Raw genomic sequence first — 16,143 nt, 5'->3', positions numbered from 1 at the left:
AACTATGAAAAATATACTTTTAGCGACATTCCTTTTTATTGGAATCGCAGTACAGGCACAAGACAAAAAGAAATTTGACAAACCAACAGTCGTTGAAGCTTCTTGCGGAGAATGCCAATTCGGAATGAAAGGCAAAAGCTGTGATTTAGCTGTTCGTATTGACGGAAAAAGCTATTTTGTTGATGGAACTACAATTCACGATCACGGTGATGCTCACGCTGAAAAAGGTTTCTGCAATGCAATCAGTAAAGCTTTAGTTACGGGAGAAATCAAAGGAGACAGATTCAAAGCAACTTCATTTACTTTAATAGACGATAAAAAATAATGGCATTAATTCTCGAAAATATTGCTAAACACGTTTCTCTGACACCAGAGGAACAGGCGCTTTTTTTATCTAAATTAGAGACGAACACTTATAAAGCAAAAACTGTTTTATTAAACGCGGGAGAAGTTTGTAAACATTCCTATTTTGTAAATTCAGGTATTTTAAGAAGTTTCAATATCAATGATAATATTGTGGAACATGTTCTTTCGTTCGCGTGTGAAGGCTGGTGGATGAGTGACATGTACAGTTATTTTTCGCAAAAACCAGGACAGCTTTTTATTGAAGTTTTGGAAGAAGCTGAAGTGGTTTTGTTATCTAAAGAAAATCAGGAACAATTGTATCTTGAAATTCCGAAGCTAGAACGTTTTTTCAGGATTTTAATTGAAAATTCCTTAGTTGCAAATCAGCAGAGATTAATGGATAACTTGAGTTTGCCTGCGGAAGAACGTTTCGAAAAATTCACTAAAAAATACGGAACATTAGTTCACAAAGTTCCTCAAAAACAAATCGCTTCTTTCATTGGTGTAACACCAGAATTTTTCAGTAAAATGAAAGCCCGTCTTTTGAAAAAATAATTTTTTGCCACAGATTAAAAAGATTTTTTTTCGCCACGAATTACACAAATTTTCACGAATTAGATTGAAATAAAATTCGTGAAAATTTGTGTAATTCGTGGCGACATTTTTTTAATCCTTTCAATCTGTGAAATCTGTGGCTAAAAAAAACACGGCTCAAAAATGAACCGTGTGTAGTGAATTAAAATTGCTCAACCTCTGTAGAATGTTCCATCGCCGTTATTGCTGATTTTCCTAACATTACTGTGTTCTGAACGGCATCAAAATAAGAAGTTCCAACAAAAGCCTGGTGTTTTACTGCTCTGAATCCGTTTTTCTGTAAAGCGAATTCTCTTTCCTGCAATTCAGAATACCCAGCCATTCCTCGTTCTTTATAGGCTTTAGATAATTCGAACATACTTGTGTTCAAAGCATGGAATCCCGCCAAAGTAATGAACTGGAAACTATAACCCATTGCAGCCAAATCTTCCCTAAACGTTTCCATTTCTGCCACTGATAATTTCGCAGCCCAATTGAAAGACGGAGAACAATTATACGCCAGCATTTTATCTGGAAATTCTTTTTTCATTGCTTTCGCAAATTTTCTCGCATAATCCAAATCGGGATTACTGGTTTCCATCCAAATTAAATCGGCATACGGCGCGTAACTCAAACCTCTTGCAATTCCTTGGTCGATTCCGTTTTTTACGTAGAAAAAGCCTTCCGCCGTTTTTTCTCCTGTTAGAAATTTTCTGTCTCTTGGATCGGCATCGCTTGTTAATAAATTAGCTGCATCAGCATCTGTTCGAGCAACTATTAAAGTCGAAATTCCCATAACATCTGAAGCTAAACGCGCTGCAATCAATTTGTTAATCGCTTCTTGAGTTGGTACTAAAACTTTTCCGCCCAAGTGTCCACACTTTTTTGCAGAACTTAACTGATCTTCAAAGTGAACTCCAGAAGCTCCCGCTTCAATCATTGATTTCATTAATTCGAAAGCATTTAGGTTTCCGCCAAAACCCGCTTCGGCATCGGCTACAATTGGTACTAAATAATCTTTTTTATCTTCAATATTATTTACAGTCTGAATCTGATCAGCACGCAATAAAGCGTTGTTGATTTTTTTAACCACCATCGGAACGCTATTTACTGGATAAAGCGATTGATCAGGATACATTTCTCCTGCCAAGTTTGCATCAGCCGCAACCTGCCATCCGCTTAAATAAATCGCTTCTAAACCCGCATCGACTTCCTGAATCGCCTGATTTCCAGTCAACGCTCCCAAACCCGCAACATAATCCTGACTTTTTAACTTTCTCCATAATTTCTCTGCACCCATTTTCGCAATAGAATGCTCAATTTTATAAGACCCTTGAAGCGTTACTACTTCACTCGCAGTGTAAGGACGCTCAACGCCTTTCCATCTTGGGTTCGTAATCCAATCGTTAATCAATTCCTGAATTCTGTCTTCTGTTGTTTTCATAATATAGTTTAGTTAAAGTGGTTCGTTAATAAAGTTTTCAGTCTCGGTTCTCAGTTTTCAGTTTGAACCAAGATTTTAAACACATAGAAACATAGTTATACTTTGTGGTTAAAGGCGTTTCACTTGTTTCAATACACATAGTTATCTATGCATGAAAAACCAGTTTTTTTCTTTTCTCTTTTTACAGAAAAAATAAAATCTATGTTTCTATGTGTTTAAACAATTTAAGTCTAAGTTTGATTTTCATTGTATCTGCCTGATCTGCTAAATCTGCGAGAAAAAAATATTAGCCCACAGATCTGGCAGATTGAGCAGATTTTAAAAGTCTATAAATATTTATAACACGGAAGAGTAAGGAAATCCACAAAATGCAGGTTTACAACTAATCTTTCTAGCAATTTTTCAGCTAATGGAAATTGCTGTTTTTCGTGATTTTCTGCTCCTACTTCTTCTTTGAGTTTTCTAAATTCATCCAAAGCCAATTCATGATAATACACCAAATCCAATTTTCGGCCATTATCCAAAATCACTTTATTCTGAAGCCATTGCCACAATTGTGATCTCGAAATTTCGGCTGTTGCGGCATCTTCCATCAAATTATGCAAAGCAGCAGCGCCTTGTCCGTTTAGCCATGAAGCCAAGTACAAAACCGCAACGTTGATGTTTTTTCGAACGCCATTTTCTGTGATCAATCCAATTGGCGGTTCGATTAAATCGGTTTCTGTAATTTTTCGATATTCTCTTTTTACGTGAATCTGATTTGGAGTTGGCATTCCTTTATCAAAAACTTCTTTTGCTATGGCAACCAAATCTGGATGCGCCACCCAAGTTCCGTCATGACCGTTTCGAACTTCACGCTCTTTATCGGTTTTTACTTTTGCGAAAGCGACAGCATTTGCTTCTTCATTATTTCGAATCGGAATCTGTGCAGCCATTCCGCCAATCGCATGAATTCCTCGTTTATGGCATCTTTGAATTACTAGATTTGAATACGCATTCATAAAAGGCGAAGTCATATTTACCTGATCACGATCTGGAACAATGTATTTTGGATTTTTTCTAAACTTTTTAATGTAAGAGAAAATATAATCCCAGCGTCCGCAGTTCAAGCCAACGATATGCTCTTTTAATTCATAAATGATTTCATCCAATTGAAAACTTGCGGTTATGGTTTCAATTAAAACAGTCACTTTTATCGTTCCTCTTTCTAGCTTCAAATAATCCTCGGTAAAATCAATTACAGTATTCCACCATCTTGCTTCCAGATAATGTTCTAATTTTGGAATGTAGAAATACGGTCCAGAATTGTTTTCCAAAAGTCTTTTATGATTATGAAAAACATACAAACCAAAATCTACCAAAGAACCTGAAACCTCTTTTCCTTCAATCAAAACATGCTTTTCTGGCAAATGCAAACCTCTTGGACGAACAATCAATGTTGCAGTTTTTTCATTTAAATGATAGGACTTCTGTTTAACCAAATCAGTAAATGTGATGGTTTTATTAACGGCATCTATTAAATTCATTTGTCCATCCATCAAGTTTTGCCAGGTTGGTGAAGTGCTGTCTTCAAAATCTGCCATAAAAGTTTTAGCACCAGAATTCAAAGCATTGATAATCATTTTTCGGTCAACCGGTCCAGTAATTTCTACTCTTCTGTCTTGTAAATCTTTCGGAATTTCTCCAGCTGTCCAATTACTTTCTCTGATGCTTTTGGTTTCTGGAATAAAAACCGGCATGATTCCCTGATCAAAAGTGACTTGTTTCTGTTCCCTCTGCAAAAGCAATAATTTTCTTTGCGATTCGAATTTTTTGTGCAATTCGATAATAAACGCAGTTGCTTCTTCTGTCCAGATTTTTGGATAAGCAAGCTTTTTGTCGGCTAGGAATTCTATAGCCATTTCAGTGGTCTCTAATTGGTTTTTCATAGCTGCAGATTTTTATTTTTAATTTTTAAAAACAGATTCTCTGTTTTTTATTTTCATTTCATCAAAACAACTCAATCATAACTAATTCATAATTAATAAGTTTCAACGATACAATGTTATAAAAAAGTTTTTTACAAAACAAGCGAACGTTCGCTAAATTTTAAAAATATTTTTTTGGCGATTATTTTTAGATTACCTACATTTGGATTATGGATATCGAAAAAGACTATATAAAGCTGATTTTTGGGCTAAAAATGAAACAAGTTCGTACACAAAAAAACTTGTCTCTTTTTGGCTTGGCCAAACTGACTAATCTTTCAAAATCGTATTTAAACGAGATTGAAAAGGGAAAAAAATATCCCAAAACCGATAAAATTTTGCTTTTATGCGAACATTTGGACGTGAATTACGACCAAATGGTGTCTTTAAAACTCGATAACAACCTCGCTCCTATTGGCGAAATCTTGAAATCAGGAATTTTAAAAGAAATTCCACTAGAGCTTTTCGGAATTCAGGAAGCCGATTTGATTGATATTATTGCGAATGCTCCCGCCAAAGTCAATGCATTCATTAGTACCATTATCGAAATTGCACAGCATTATAATTTAAGCCGTGAGAGCTTCTTTTTAGCTGCTTTACGCTCGTATCAGGAAGCGCACAGCAATTATTTTGAAGATTTAGAAGAAAAAGTAATTACGTTTTCTAAGTCATTTCAAATCAATTTGGATTCTAAAATCAGCGTTGAAGAACTGGAATCAATTTTAAAAGAAGAATACGAATACAACATTAAAGAAATTGCTTTTACAGATCAGGAAGCTTTAGATGATTTGCGTTCGATTTATGTTCCAAAAAGTAGAACTTTATTGCTTTCTACAGAACTCGACGCTCCACAGAAAGCTTTTATTTTAGCTAAAGAAATCGCCTATAATTATTTGAAAATTTCCGATCGTCTGTTGACTTTCAGCTGGATTAAGTTTGAAAATTTCGACCAAGTTTTAAATAATTTTTATGCCTCTTATTTTGCAGGTGCTTTATTATTGCCGAGGAAATTAGTGGTAGACAAAATCAATTCTTTTTTGGAAAATGAAAATCCGAAACCAGAAGAATTTGTCCAGCTAATTGAAAGTTTTGAGGTTTCGCCAGAATCTTTTTATCAGCGATTGACCAATTTATTACCAAAAGATTTTCAGCTAAAAAACTTATTCTTTTTAAGATTATCCCATAAAATTGGTTCTGATTTTTACCAGATAAATAAAGAATTACACATCACGCACCAACAGGAACCACATGCCAATGAAACCAACGAGCATTATTGCAGAAGATGGGTTTCGGTTAAAACAATTGATGAGGCCATTAAACAAAACAAATCTCATTTTTTTGATGCTCAAATTTCGAGTTATGCCAATAGCGGAAACGAATATTTGGTTTTTTCATCGGCGACAAAAGATCCTTTTGCAGAAAATTATATTAGAAGCATTTCGGTTGGAATTTTAATAAATCCGACGATGAAAAAGAAATTCAAATTCATTGATGGGAAACCTTTGGTGAAACGAATTGTTGGTGTAACTTGCGAAACTTGTGCTGTACAAGATTGTTTGGAACGAAGTGCTCCACCGACAGTTTTGGAAAAAGAGAAACGACATCAAAATACAGACACTGTTGTACAGCAGTTTATAAATCAATACAGTTAGAATACCATGAAATATTTTGCTTTACTAATCACTCTGTTTTTTATTAACTTCAACCAGAAAACAGATAAACTTACTGGCCGTTACGAATATTTAATTGAAGATGAAGGCGCTTATATTTTAAAAGATAAAATTACTTTTGGCGATAGTATTTTTAAGTTTGATAATAAATTTCTGCCAAAAGGGAAAGTTTCTTATGGTAATGTGATACTATTGGATAATTTCATTAATACCGATTTGATTATAAGTATTCCAAAAGATCAGATTGAAAAAGATACAATTCCATTTTTTATGCATGACAAACAAAGTCCAGTTGCGAATTACCTTGATGTTGTAGTTGGAAAAGGGAAATTGGTTAGGATTAAATAGCACACGCTTCTCTAGACTTTACATCACATAATTTCATCATAATCTTGTCATCCTGAGGAACGAAGGATCGCACAAGAAATTCCATCTGCTTAATCGCCAATCTTTGTCGAGTTCCGAGTGTGATCCTTCGTTCCTCAGGATGACAAACTGCATAAAAAAAACCTTTGCACCTCTGAAACTCTGACCCTTTGCACCTCAAAAAACCTTTCTTAACCTAGATTAAGTGCTTTTCGTCTACATCGACCGTATCTTTGTACTATAAAAATAACAAAAGGACAAAATCATGGAAAATATAGTATTGCACAAAGCAGAATCAAGAGGAAATGCAAATCACGGATGGTTGAACGCTTATCATAGCTTTAGTTTTGCGAGCTGGTACAATCCGGATAGAATTCAGTTTGGAGCGCTTCGTGTTTTAAATGATGATACAATTGCTGCCGGAATGGGTTTTGGAACTCACCCTCACGATAATATGGAGATTATTACGATTCCATTGGAAGGTGATTTAGCTCATAAAGACAGTATGGGAAATACTGAAATCATCAAAAACGGAGATATTCAGGTAATGAGTGCCGGAACTGGAATTCAGCATAGTGAGTTTAACCCAAATGCAGATCAGCAGACTAAGTTATTGCAGATTTGGTTGTTTCCGAACAAAAGAAATGTTACGCCACGCTATCAGCAGATTACTTTGGATGTTGCTGACAGACATAATAAATTATCTCAGGTTTTATCTCCAAATGCAGATGATGAAGGGGTTTGGATTCACCAAGATGCTTGGTTTAATATGGGGAATTTCGATTCTGGAGTTACTGCTGAATATAAAATCAAAAAAGAAGGAAACGGAGTTTATGCTTTCGTTTTGAAAGGAAATGTAACCATCAACGGTCAGGAATTAAACTCTCGTGATGCAGTTGGAATTTCAGGAACTGATACTTTAAATATTAAAGCCAATACAGATGCTGAGTTTTTATTAATGGACATTCCGATGAATTATTAATTCAAACAAAAACAATTAAATACCTGAATGCCGAAACGATAATAATCCTGAAAATCAGATTATTATCGTTTCTTTTTTTATTCCATTTCAAAAAAGAAAGACTACCTTTATAAGTAAAAAAATTGGTCTGACTTTAAAATTAAACTAATCCTTAAAATTTTAAACCATGAATCCAAATAACCTCACTAAAGAATATACAAACGGAGAAGTCACGATTGTATGGCAATCTGGAAAATGCATTCATTCTGCTAATTGTGTTAAAAACAATCCTGATGTCTTTCGTCCAAAAGAAAAACCGTGGATTACTCCAGAACAATCTACTACTGAGAAAATTATTTCTACTGTTAATAAATGTCCGTCGGGAGCGCTGACATTTTATATGAATGATAAAAAATAATTCTTCGACTTTACTCAGAGAGACAACAAAACACAAAATGTGATAACCAAAAAATTATCACATTTTTATTTCTTAATCTAGGTTAAGTGCTCTAGGACAACTGTCACCGTAACTTTGTCCTATCAAAATGAAACAAATTAATTATTTAAAAAAATAAAATTATGGCAACTACAAAATGGTCAATTGACCCAACTCACTCAGAAATTGGTTTTAAAGTTAAACACATGATGTTTACAAATGTTTCAGGAAAATTTGGAACTTATGACGCTACAATTACTACAGACGGAGACAACTTCGAAAATGCCACTATCGAATTTTCTGGCGATATTGCTTCAATCGATACTGCAAATGCAGACAGAGACGGACATTTAAGAAGTGCTGACTTTTTTGATGTAGAAAACAATCCAAAATTGACTTTCAAAGCTTCATCTTTCAAAAAAATTGATGCTGGTGATTATGAGTTAACTGGAGATTTAAACATTAAAGGTGTTTCTAAAACAGTAAAATTCCCAGTAGAATTTAGCGGAACTATGACTGATCCTTGGGGAAATACAAAAGTTGGTTTAAGTATAGAAGGAAAAATTAATCGTAAAGATTGGGGTTTAAACTGGAACTCAGCTCTTGAAACAGGAGGTGTTTTAGTAGGAGAAGAAGTTCGTTTGAACATTGAATTACAATTTGTAAAACAAGCCTAATCTATTTGGTTTTAGATTTAATTGGTTGGTTATTGAACCCCTTGCGTCCTCACGCAAGGGGTTGTTTTTTTTGCCACGAATTCACGAATTCATTTTTCCTAAATGCCAGAAATTTTAATGCCACAGATTAAAATGATTATTAGGATTAAATCTGTAAAAATCCTTCAATCTGTGGCAAACGAAAAAAAAATAATTCGTGAATTCGTGGCTAAAAAAAATCAACGTACAGTATTTCGGAATTCTGTTGGTGACATTCCTGTTTGTTTTTTGAAGAAGCGAGAGAAATACGAGTAATCTTCGTAACCAACCTTAAAGGCGACTTCGTTTACAGCCAATTGTTTATCTATCAGCATTCGTTTTATTTCTAGAATTACTCTGTCAGTAATAACTTCTGTGGCTGTTTTTTGAAGGATTTCGTTACAGATTCTGTTTAAGTGTTTTAGCGTGATATTTAATTTTTCTGCGTAGAAAGAAGGCAATTTTTGGGTTCTGAAATATTCTTCTAAAAGCGATTCAAACTTATTGATCTTAATATTGTATGAATGGGTTTGATGCGAATAAGTTTCGCCATATTTTCTGGCTACTTCAATATGAATGCAATCAAGCAAATTCAACAATTTGTCTAATTGAAATTTGTTGTTATGGCTATTTTCTTGAATCAGCAAATCGAAATATGGAAGGATTTTTGGAATTTCTTTTTCTTCAAAAACCATTTCGGGGCGGTTTTGAATAGAATGGTAAAAGTTGTAATCGTTGATCTTTTTCTGTCCGAAATACAGATTGTACAATTCCTGCGAAAAGATAATCACAAAACCTTCAACATCTTCAGATAAATTCCAATGATGCATTTGTCCTGGCTGCAGCACAAAAAGGCTTCCTCTTTTGATTTCGAACTGGTCAAAATCGACTTCATGCAATCCAGAACCTTTTGTAAAAAAGACCATTAAATAAGAGTCATGCCGATGTGGTTCTTCAACGAAACTATGATTTTTTAAATGTTCTGTAAAAGTATTTACATAAAAATCGCGGTGAATATCATTACAGCTGAAATTCTGAACACTATAAATAGGATATTTTTTCATTTTGGAATTTGGAATTTATTCTTTTGAAATTTAAATCAAGAATGTCTTTATTGTGCTATAACAAGCGAAGATACTAAAAAGACTTTTATAATGCCCTGAATTACCTTTGCTTAAATAAAAATAACAATATCATGTCAAGCGCATTAACTCATATTTTAAAAAACGAATGTCCTGTTTGTCATAAGGGAAAAGTTTTTACAGACAAGAATATCTTTCTAAATTTCAGTTTTCCAAAAATGAATGAATACTGCAGTCATTGCAATTATAAATTTCAAAAAGAACCTGGTTATTTCTTTGGCGCTATGTATGTAAACTACGGATTAACTGTAGCCCAAGGAATTGCAACGTATTGTATTGCGCAGTTTTTCTTTGAGAAAAATTTCGATTTAAGAATCCTTCCAATTATTGCAGTTTCTATCACTTTGCTCACACCTTTTAACCTTCGATTTTCCAGATTAGCATGGATTTATATGTTTAAGGATTATTCGAAATAAAAAAGTATTATTTTTGCCTTTCAATTGAAGCTAATTTTCAATTCAAAAAAATAAAAAACAAATTAGACAAATGAAAGCATACGTATTTCCGGGTCAGGGTGCACAATTCACAGGAATGGGTAAAGACCTTTATGAAAATTCGGCTTTAGCCAAAGAATTATTCGAAAAAGCTAATGAAATTCTAGGTTTTAGAATTACAGATATCATGTTTGAAGGCACTGCCGAAGAACTAAAAGAAACTAAAGTTACACAGCCTGCAGTATTCTTACACTCTGTTATTTTAGCTAAAACTTTAGAAAATTTCAAACCAGAAATGGTTGCAGGACATTCTTTAGGAGAATTTTCGGCTTTGGTTGCTAACGGAACTTTATCTTTTGAAGATGGTCTTAAATTAGTTTCTCAACGTGCTTTAGCAATGCAGAAAGCTTGCGAAATTACTCCATCTACAATGGCTGCAGTTTTAGGTCTAGCTGATAATGTTGTGGAAGAAGTTTGCGCTTCTATAGACGGAGTTGTGGTTGCAGCTAACTATAACTGCCCTGGACAATTAGTAATTTCTGGTGAAACTACAGCAGTTGAAAAAGCTTGTGAAGCTATGAAAGCTGCTGGAGCAAAACGTGCTTTAATTTTACCTGTTGGAGGTGCTTTCCACTCTCCAATGATGGAACCTGCAAGAGAAGAATTGGCAGCTGCAATTGAAGCAACTACTTTTTCTACTCCGATTTGTCCAGTATATCAAAACGTTACTGCAAATGCGGTTTCTGATGCTAATGAAATTAAAAAGAACTTAATTATTCAATTGACTGCTCCTGTAAGATGGACACAATCTGTACAGCAAATGATCGCTGACGGTGCTACTTTGTTTACTGAAGTTGGTCCTGGAAAAGTTTTAACTGGTTTGATTAATAAAATTGATAAAGAAGCTGCTACTGCAAATGCTTAATTAGTTTTCAGTGTTCAGTTTTTAGTGATAAGTTAAAAACTATACGCATAAAAAAATCCTCATAAGCTTTAATAGGTTTATGAGGATTTTATTTTATAATTCTTTTGCTTCTTCGTTGTAATTATTTAAAATTCCAGTAATCAGATAATTTTGATTACTCTTTTCAAAAAATATATACCAAGTTGTTCTTGAGTTAGTTTTATAGAAAATATAATTAGCTCCTAAATATTGCAACGAATGCGGAGTTTTCTTTTGAGGAAATTTCTTTATTCTTTCTGAAACAGCATTATATATATTAGAAACATATTCTTCCGCAGATTCTATGAAGCCAAAATAATCTTCTTTATATAAAGTTATTACCAAATCGTCTAAATATCGTATTACTTCTGGCGTATAAATAACTCCTATTTCCCCCACCATTCTCTAATTCTTCTAATAGATTCTGCTTTTGCTTGCTCAGGAGTCAATCCTTTCGCAAACTCAGCATCAAAATCAAAAGTTTCGAGATCTATACCTTGTCGCCTTGGTTTTTGAACTTCGTATTCTACTCTTGGCTCTTCAACCTTGTTCTTTTTATCTTCTTTATCCAAGCTCATTATTCCCACATTTTTAATTCTTACAAATTTACAAAATAAAACGAATCAAAATTTACACGACTTTCTTTTCTTTCTTCTTGTAATTCACAATAAAAACCCCAAGAATAATTAAAGCTGTAGCAATAATAAAATCAATCGTAATTACTTCATCCAAAAGCAACCAGCCCAAGAAAACAGCTATTATTGTATTAATATAGGACAAAATAGAAACCTGAACTGCTGTAACATGTTTTAATGCATAATTATAACAAAAGAAAGCAATTACAGATCCAAATATTGATAAATACAAAGCCGCAAAAATGCTTTTTGAACTCCACGAGTTAAAATCTGGATTTGGTGAGAATATTGAAGCCAAAACCAACTGAATACAAGATGCGATTGTAAATTGGTAAAACAAATTGAGTGTTATATTTTTCGATTTATTAGCATGCGTTTTGGTATAAATTGTTCCAGCCGCCCAAGCCAAAATTGCAAATCCCATAAACATCATTCCTGTTCTATAATTAGCATCTAGAAAAGATCCTAGTCCATCTTTAAAGATAAAAACTACTCCCGAAAACCCAATAATTACACCTATAAATCCCTTTAAGCTCATTTTTTGCAATCCAAACAAAATACTGCCCAAGAAAATAAGAATCGGAGTGAGCGCATTTATTACTGATGCTAATCCGCTTGGAATATTCTGCTCTGCAATTGTCGTAAAACCATTTGCAATCACAAGCATTAAAACCGAAGCAATAAGCTGTTGTTTGAAATTTCCCCAACCAATCCATTTTAATTCTTTTTTAAACAATAAAATGGTCATCATAATGAATCCCGCAAGACCTTGACGAATTGAAGTTACAAACCAAGGCGGAATAGTTTCAACTGCAACACGAATTCCTAAAAACGTTGTCCCCCAAACAATTCCAACTGCTGCTAAGGCAAATATTAATTTATAATCTAAACTTTGTTTCATGATAATTAATAGCTAAAAAAAATCCCAAACTATATTGCTATAATCTGGGATCTTAAAAATTTATAATTTTATTAAAAATTACTTATTCCTCACTTTTTGTTCCCATTTCCAAGCACTTGCCATTGCTTCGTCTAAACTTAGTTCAGCCTTCCATCCTAAGACATTATTTGCCTTATCTGTATTTGCATAAGCCTCAGTAATATCACCTTCGCGACGAGGCATCATCTTATAAGGCAAGTTTTTACCGCTGACTTTTTCGAAACTGTGAATGACTTCAAGAACAGAACTTCCTTTTCCTGTTCCTAAATTGAATGTTTCAACTTTTGCTAAATTCTTTTTATTCAACAAACGCTGTAAAGCAATTACGTGTGCTTTTGCTAAATCCACTACGTGAATATAATCACGAACTGCGGTTCCGTCTGGCGTTGGGTAATCGTTTCCGAAAACCGATAATTCCTGACGTAATCCTACTCCTGTTTGTGTAATAAACGGAACTAAATTTTGAGGAACACCCAATGGTAATTCACCAATCTGTACAGATTCGTGTGCTCCAACTGGATTAAAGTAGCGCAATAAAATAGCGCTGATGTTGGTAACTTTAGCTGTATCTGTAATAATTTCTTCTCCGATCTGTTTTGTATTTCCGTAAGGAGACATTGCAGTTTGCACTGGAGCATCTTCTGTAATAGGCATTTTTTCAGCTTGACCGTAAACCGTACAAGAAGAACTAAAAATAAAACTTGCTTCAGGTTTTTGCTGTAATTCTTGTAAAAGATAAACCAAACTGCTAATGTTGTTTTCATAATACAGCAAAGGCTGTTCAACACTTTCACCAACCGCTTTTGAAGCGGCAAAATGAATGACACCAGTAACATCATTATGTTTTTTAAAAAAATCCCGAACGGCACTTTTCTCTCTTAAATCAATTTTTTCGAATAAAGGTGTTTTTCCTGTAATGGCTGTTATCCCTTTTAAAACATCTTCTGAAGAGTTTGAAAGATTATCAATTATCACAACTTCGAAGCCTTCATTTTGTAATTCGACTACGGTGTGAGAACCAATAAACCCTAATCCTCCTGTTACTAATACTTTCATTTTATTTGGTTGTTTTGTGGTTATTTTGGCTTTTAATTATTTATTTAGAAATTCTAAAACAGAATCGGTAATAAATTTAATTTGTTCGTCGTCAAGCTCAGTATGCATTGGCAAAGCAATTACTTCTTGCACTAATTGATTCGTAACAGGAAACTGCTCTTCTTTGTAACGAGGATCCAAATATGCTTTTTGAGAGTGAAGCGGAATTGGATAATAAATTGCACAAGGAATTCCTTTATCTAACAAATGCTGCATTAAAGCATTTCTATCAGCATCTAAAATTCTTAATACATATTGGTGAAAAACGTGATCATTTTCGTTTGCATCAAAATCAGGAGTAATGATTTTTGCATTTCCTGCGAAAGCTGCATTATATTTAGTTGCCGCCAAACGACGTGCTTTATTATATTCATCCAACAAAGGCAATTTTGCATTTAAAACTCCAGCCTGAATACTATCTAAACGGGAATTTACACCTACAACATCGTGGTGGTAACGCTCATACATTCCGTGATTTACTATTCCGCGGATGATGTGCGCCAATTTATCGTCATTTGTAAAAATTGCTCCTCCGTCTCCATAACAGCCTAAGTTTTTAGAAGGGAAGAATGAAGTTGCCGCAACGTGACCAATTGTCCCTACTTTCACTTTTGATCCAGATTTCGAAATATAATCTGCTCCAATTGCTTGTGCATTATCTTCAATTACATATAAATTGTGTTCTGCTGCAATTTCCATAATCGCGTCCATGTTCGCCGCACGTCCAAATAAATGAACTGGAACAATCGCTTTTGTTTTTGGTGTTATTGCTTTTTTAACCGCATCAATATCGATGTTCATATTGTGCAAATCTACATCAACCAAAACTGGAGTTAATTGTAGTAAAGCAATAACCTCAACAGTTGCCGCGAAAGTAAAATCGGCAGTAATTACCTCATCACCTGGTTTCAAATCTAATCCCATCATGGCAATCTGCAACGCATCTGTACCATTCGCACACGGAATAACATGTTTTGCTCCTAAATAGTCTTCAAGATTTTTTTGAAACTGATGAACTAAAGGCCCGTTGATGTAAGTATTTGTGTCTAAAACTTCTTGAATTGAAGCATCTACAGTAGATTTTATTTTCTCGTATTGACTTTTTAAGTCAACCATTTGTATTTTTTTCATTTCGAATAATATTTAAAAATTAAAGACTCTATTTTTAACAGAAATCTCTAAAAGGAGGAACAAAAATAGTTATTAATAGCTTCAAACCAATGAAAATAGTCGAAAGAAATGTAATTTAGCTGCAAAAAAAATTACATGCTTTTTTTATACAATCTAACCATTTACATAGCAGGATTTTTCTTAAAAATCATAGCGCTATTTAGTCCGAAAATTAAGCTTTTTGTTGAAGGGCGAAAAAATGTATTTTCAACATTAGAAGAAAAGATTAAAGCAGAAGATAAAACTATTTGGTTTCATTCTGCCTCTCTAGGCGAGTACGAACAAGGACTTCCTGTAATTGAAAAAATCAAAGAAAAATACCCTTCCCATAAAATTGTTGTAACCTTTTTTTCACCATCTGGATACGAAGTGCGTAAAAATAACACAGTTGCCGATGTAACAATTTATTTACCGCTTGACTCTAAAAGCAACGCTAAAAATTTTTTAAAACTAGTTCATCCTGAACTTGCATTCTTCATTAAATATGAATTTTGGCTAAACTATTTAAAGGAACTAGAAAAAAGCAAAACGCCAACTTATTTAATTTCTGGGATTTTCAGAGACAATCAGATGTTTTTTAAATGGTATGGCGGTTTCTACAGAAAAGCACTAAATGCTTTTACTTATTTCTTTGTTCAAAACGAAAAATCAAAACAAAAGGTAGAAAGTCTTGGCTTCAATAATGTAATTGTTTCTGGCGATACTCGTTTTGATCGTGTAAATGCTATTTTAGAAAGAGACAACCGATTGGATTATGTGGGAAATTTCAAAAACAACCAGCCAACGATAGTTATTGGAAGTTCGTGGCCAAAAGATGAAATTCTAATTGCTGAATACATTAATCAAGCACCCGATTATGTAAAATTTATCATTGCTCCGCACAATATTAAGCAAGATCAAATCTCAGATCTTCTATCAAAAATTACAAAACCAACCATTTTATTTTCCGAAAAAGAAAACAAAGACCTATCAACCTATAATGTCTTTATAATTGATACGATTGGAATTCTTACTAAGATTTATAGTTACGGAACCATAGCGTATGTCGGTGGCGGATTCGGAAATCCTGGAATACACAACATATTAGAACCTGCTACTTTTGGAATTCCAATTGTAATTGGTCCAAACTATTCGAGTTTTGCAGAAGCTGTTGCTTTAGTAGAAATCGGTGGTTGCGTAACAATTTCAACGAGCGCAGAACTTAAGGCCGTTTTTGACCAATTATTGAATGACAAAAACTTTCTAGAAGAAAAAAGCAAAATCTGCAAATCGTTTATTCAAGACAATAAAGGAGCTACTGAAACAATCATGAAACTCATCTCATAAC

At 33.9% G+C, this 16,143-nt stretch carries 18 protein-coding genes; 10 read left to right on the top strand and 8 right to left on the bottom strand.

Annotation, left to right across the window (positions count from 1 at the left end; genetic code table 11):
• The first annotated feature begins 4 nt into the window (after positions 1–4).
• Both DM397_RS06275 and DM397_RS06270 read left to right on the top strand, forming a co-directional pair.
• On the top strand, positions 5–325 hold the full coding sequence (locus tag DM397_RS06275; protein ID WP_008467236.1) for a DUF6370 family protein: 321 nt from the start codon (positions 5–7) through the stop codon (positions 323–325).
• Complete coding sequence (locus DM397_RS06270) at positions 325–900, top strand: Crp/Fnr family transcriptional regulator (RefSeq protein ID WP_111376713.1); 576 nt, start codon at positions 325–327, stop codon at positions 898–900. The genes DM397_RS06275 and DM397_RS06270 overlap by 1 nt, the downstream gene beginning before the upstream one ends.
• A gap of 181 nt (positions 901–1,081) precedes the next feature.
• On the opposite strand, the gene aceA is transcribed toward DM397_RS06270, so the two are convergent.
• Both aceA and aceB read right to left on the bottom strand, forming a co-directional pair.
• Positions 1,082–2,362: an isocitrate lyase gene (aceA, locus tag DM397_RS06265; protein WP_111376712.1), complete on the bottom strand. Its 1,281-nt coding sequence runs from the start codon at positions 2,360–2,362 to the stop codon at positions 1,082–1,084.
• Between the two features lie 326 nt (positions 2,363–2,688).
• Positions 2,689–4,290, bottom strand: a complete 1,602-nt coding sequence (gene aceB / locus DM397_RS06260; protein WP_111376711.1) for a malate synthase A — start codon at positions 4,288–4,290, stop codon at positions 2,689–2,691.
• Between the two features lie 209 nt (positions 4,291–4,499).
• Here aceB and DM397_RS06255 point away from each other — a divergent pair, with 209 nt between their 5' ends.
• The 5 genes from DM397_RS06255 to DM397_RS06235 all read left to right on the top strand — a co-directional run bounded on the left by DM397_RS06255 (position 4,500) and on the right by DM397_RS06235 (position 8,439).
• The gene (locus DM397_RS06255; protein ID WP_111376710.1) at positions 4,500–5,981 is read left to right on the top strand and encodes a helix-turn-helix domain-containing protein; all 1,482 of its coding nucleotides are present in this window, start codon (positions 4,500–4,502) and stop codon (positions 5,979–5,981) included.
• A gap of 6 nt (positions 5,982–5,987) precedes the next feature.
• Positions 5,988–6,347, top strand: a complete 360-nt coding sequence (locus DM397_RS06250; protein ID WP_111376709.1) for a hypothetical protein — start codon at positions 5,988–5,990, stop codon at positions 6,345–6,347.
• 283 nt (positions 6,348–6,630) lie between these two features.
• Positions 6,631–7,347 carry a pirin family protein gene (locus tag DM397_RS06245; RefSeq protein WP_111376708.1) on the top strand — a complete coding sequence of 239 codons (717 nt, stop codon included), beginning with the start codon at positions 6,631–6,633 and terminating at the stop codon, positions 7,345–7,347.
• A 166-nt stretch (positions 7,348–7,513) separates the two neighbouring features.
• On the top strand, positions 7,514–7,744 hold the full coding sequence (locus DM397_RS06240; RefSeq protein ID WP_111376707.1) for a (4Fe-4S)-binding protein: 231 nt from the start codon (positions 7,514–7,516) through the stop codon (positions 7,742–7,744).
• A gap of 161 nt (positions 7,745–7,905) precedes the next feature.
• On the top strand, positions 7,906–8,439 hold the full coding sequence (locus DM397_RS06235) for a YceI family protein (protein WP_111376706.1): 534 nt from the start codon (positions 7,906–7,908) through the stop codon (positions 8,437–8,439).
• Positions 8,440–8,657: 218 nt separating this feature from the next.
• Here the strand turns inward: DM397_RS06235 and DM397_RS06230 are convergent, their stop codons facing one another.
• Positions 8,658–9,521, bottom strand: a complete 864-nt coding sequence (locus DM397_RS06230; RefSeq protein ID WP_111376705.1) for a helix-turn-helix domain-containing protein — start codon at positions 9,519–9,521, stop codon at positions 8,658–8,660.
• 131 nt (positions 9,522–9,652) lie between these two features.
• Between DM397_RS06230 and DM397_RS06225 the strand changes: the two genes are divergently transcribed.
• Together DM397_RS06225 and fabD are read left to right on the top strand one after the other, a co-directional pair.
• Positions 9,653–10,015 carry a DUF983 domain-containing protein gene (locus DM397_RS06225; RefSeq protein WP_111364963.1) on the top strand — a complete coding sequence of 121 codons (363 nt, stop codon included), beginning with the start codon at positions 9,653–9,655 and terminating at the stop codon, positions 10,013–10,015.
• Positions 10,016–10,085: 70 nt separating this feature from the next.
• Positions 10,086–10,958 carry an ACP S-malonyltransferase gene (fabD, locus tag DM397_RS06220; protein ID WP_111376704.1) on the top strand — a complete coding sequence of 291 codons (873 nt, stop codon included), beginning with the start codon at positions 10,086–10,088 and terminating at the stop codon, positions 10,956–10,958.
• A gap of 93 nt (positions 10,959–11,051) precedes the next feature.
• Here fabD and DM397_RS06215 read toward each other — a convergent pair whose 3' ends face one another.
• The 5 genes from DM397_RS06215 to DM397_RS06195 all read right to left on the bottom strand — a co-directional run bounded on the left by DM397_RS06215 (position 11,052) and on the right by DM397_RS06195 (position 14,777).
• The gene (locus tag DM397_RS06215) at positions 11,052–11,378 is read right to left on the bottom strand and encodes a hypothetical protein (protein WP_111376703.1); all 327 of its coding nucleotides are present in this window, start codon (positions 11,376–11,378) and stop codon (positions 11,052–11,054) included.
• Positions 11,363–11,554 carry a hypothetical protein gene (locus DM397_RS06210; protein WP_111376702.1) on the bottom strand — a complete coding sequence of 64 codons (192 nt, stop codon included), beginning with the start codon at positions 11,552–11,554 and terminating at the stop codon, positions 11,363–11,365. Before DM397_RS06210 ends, DM397_RS06215 begins: the two co-directional genes overlap by 16 nt.
• 52 nt (positions 11,555–11,606) lie before the next feature.
• On the bottom strand, positions 11,607–12,512 hold the full coding sequence (locus DM397_RS06205) for a DMT family transporter (RefSeq protein ID WP_111376701.1): 906 nt from the start codon (positions 12,510–12,512) through the stop codon (positions 11,607–11,609).
• 78 nt (positions 12,513–12,590) lie between these two features.
• A complete protein-coding gene (galE, locus tag DM397_RS06200; protein WP_111376700.1) occupies positions 12,591–13,607 on the bottom strand; it encodes a UDP-glucose 4-epimerase GalE in 1,017 nt (338 codons plus the stop codon).
• 36 nt (positions 13,608–13,643) lie between these two features.
• The gene (locus DM397_RS06195; RefSeq protein WP_111376699.1) at positions 13,644–14,777 is read right to left on the bottom strand and encodes a DegT/DnrJ/EryC1/StrS family aminotransferase; all 1,134 of its coding nucleotides are present in this window, start codon (positions 14,775–14,777) and stop codon (positions 13,644–13,646) included.
• 135 nt (positions 14,778–14,912) lie between these two features.
• On the opposite strand from DM397_RS06195, the gene DM397_RS06190 reads away from it, so the two are divergent.
• The gene (locus tag DM397_RS06190; RefSeq protein ID WP_111376698.1) at positions 14,913–16,142 is read left to right on the top strand and encodes a 3-deoxy-D-manno-octulosonic acid transferase; all 1,230 of its coding nucleotides are present in this window, start codon (positions 14,913–14,915) and stop codon (positions 16,140–16,142) included.
• The last annotated feature ends 1 nt before the right edge of the window (position 16,143 follow it).

This window comes from Flavobacterium nitrogenifigens (assembly GCF_003254565.1).
GTDB classification, from domain to species: Bacteria; Bacteroidota; Bacteroidia; order Flavobacteriales; family Flavobacteriaceae; genus Flavobacterium; species Flavobacterium nitrogenifigens.
The sequence above is the reverse complement of the archived record's forward strand: the minus strand, read 5'-3'. Positions and strand labels throughout refer to the sequence as shown.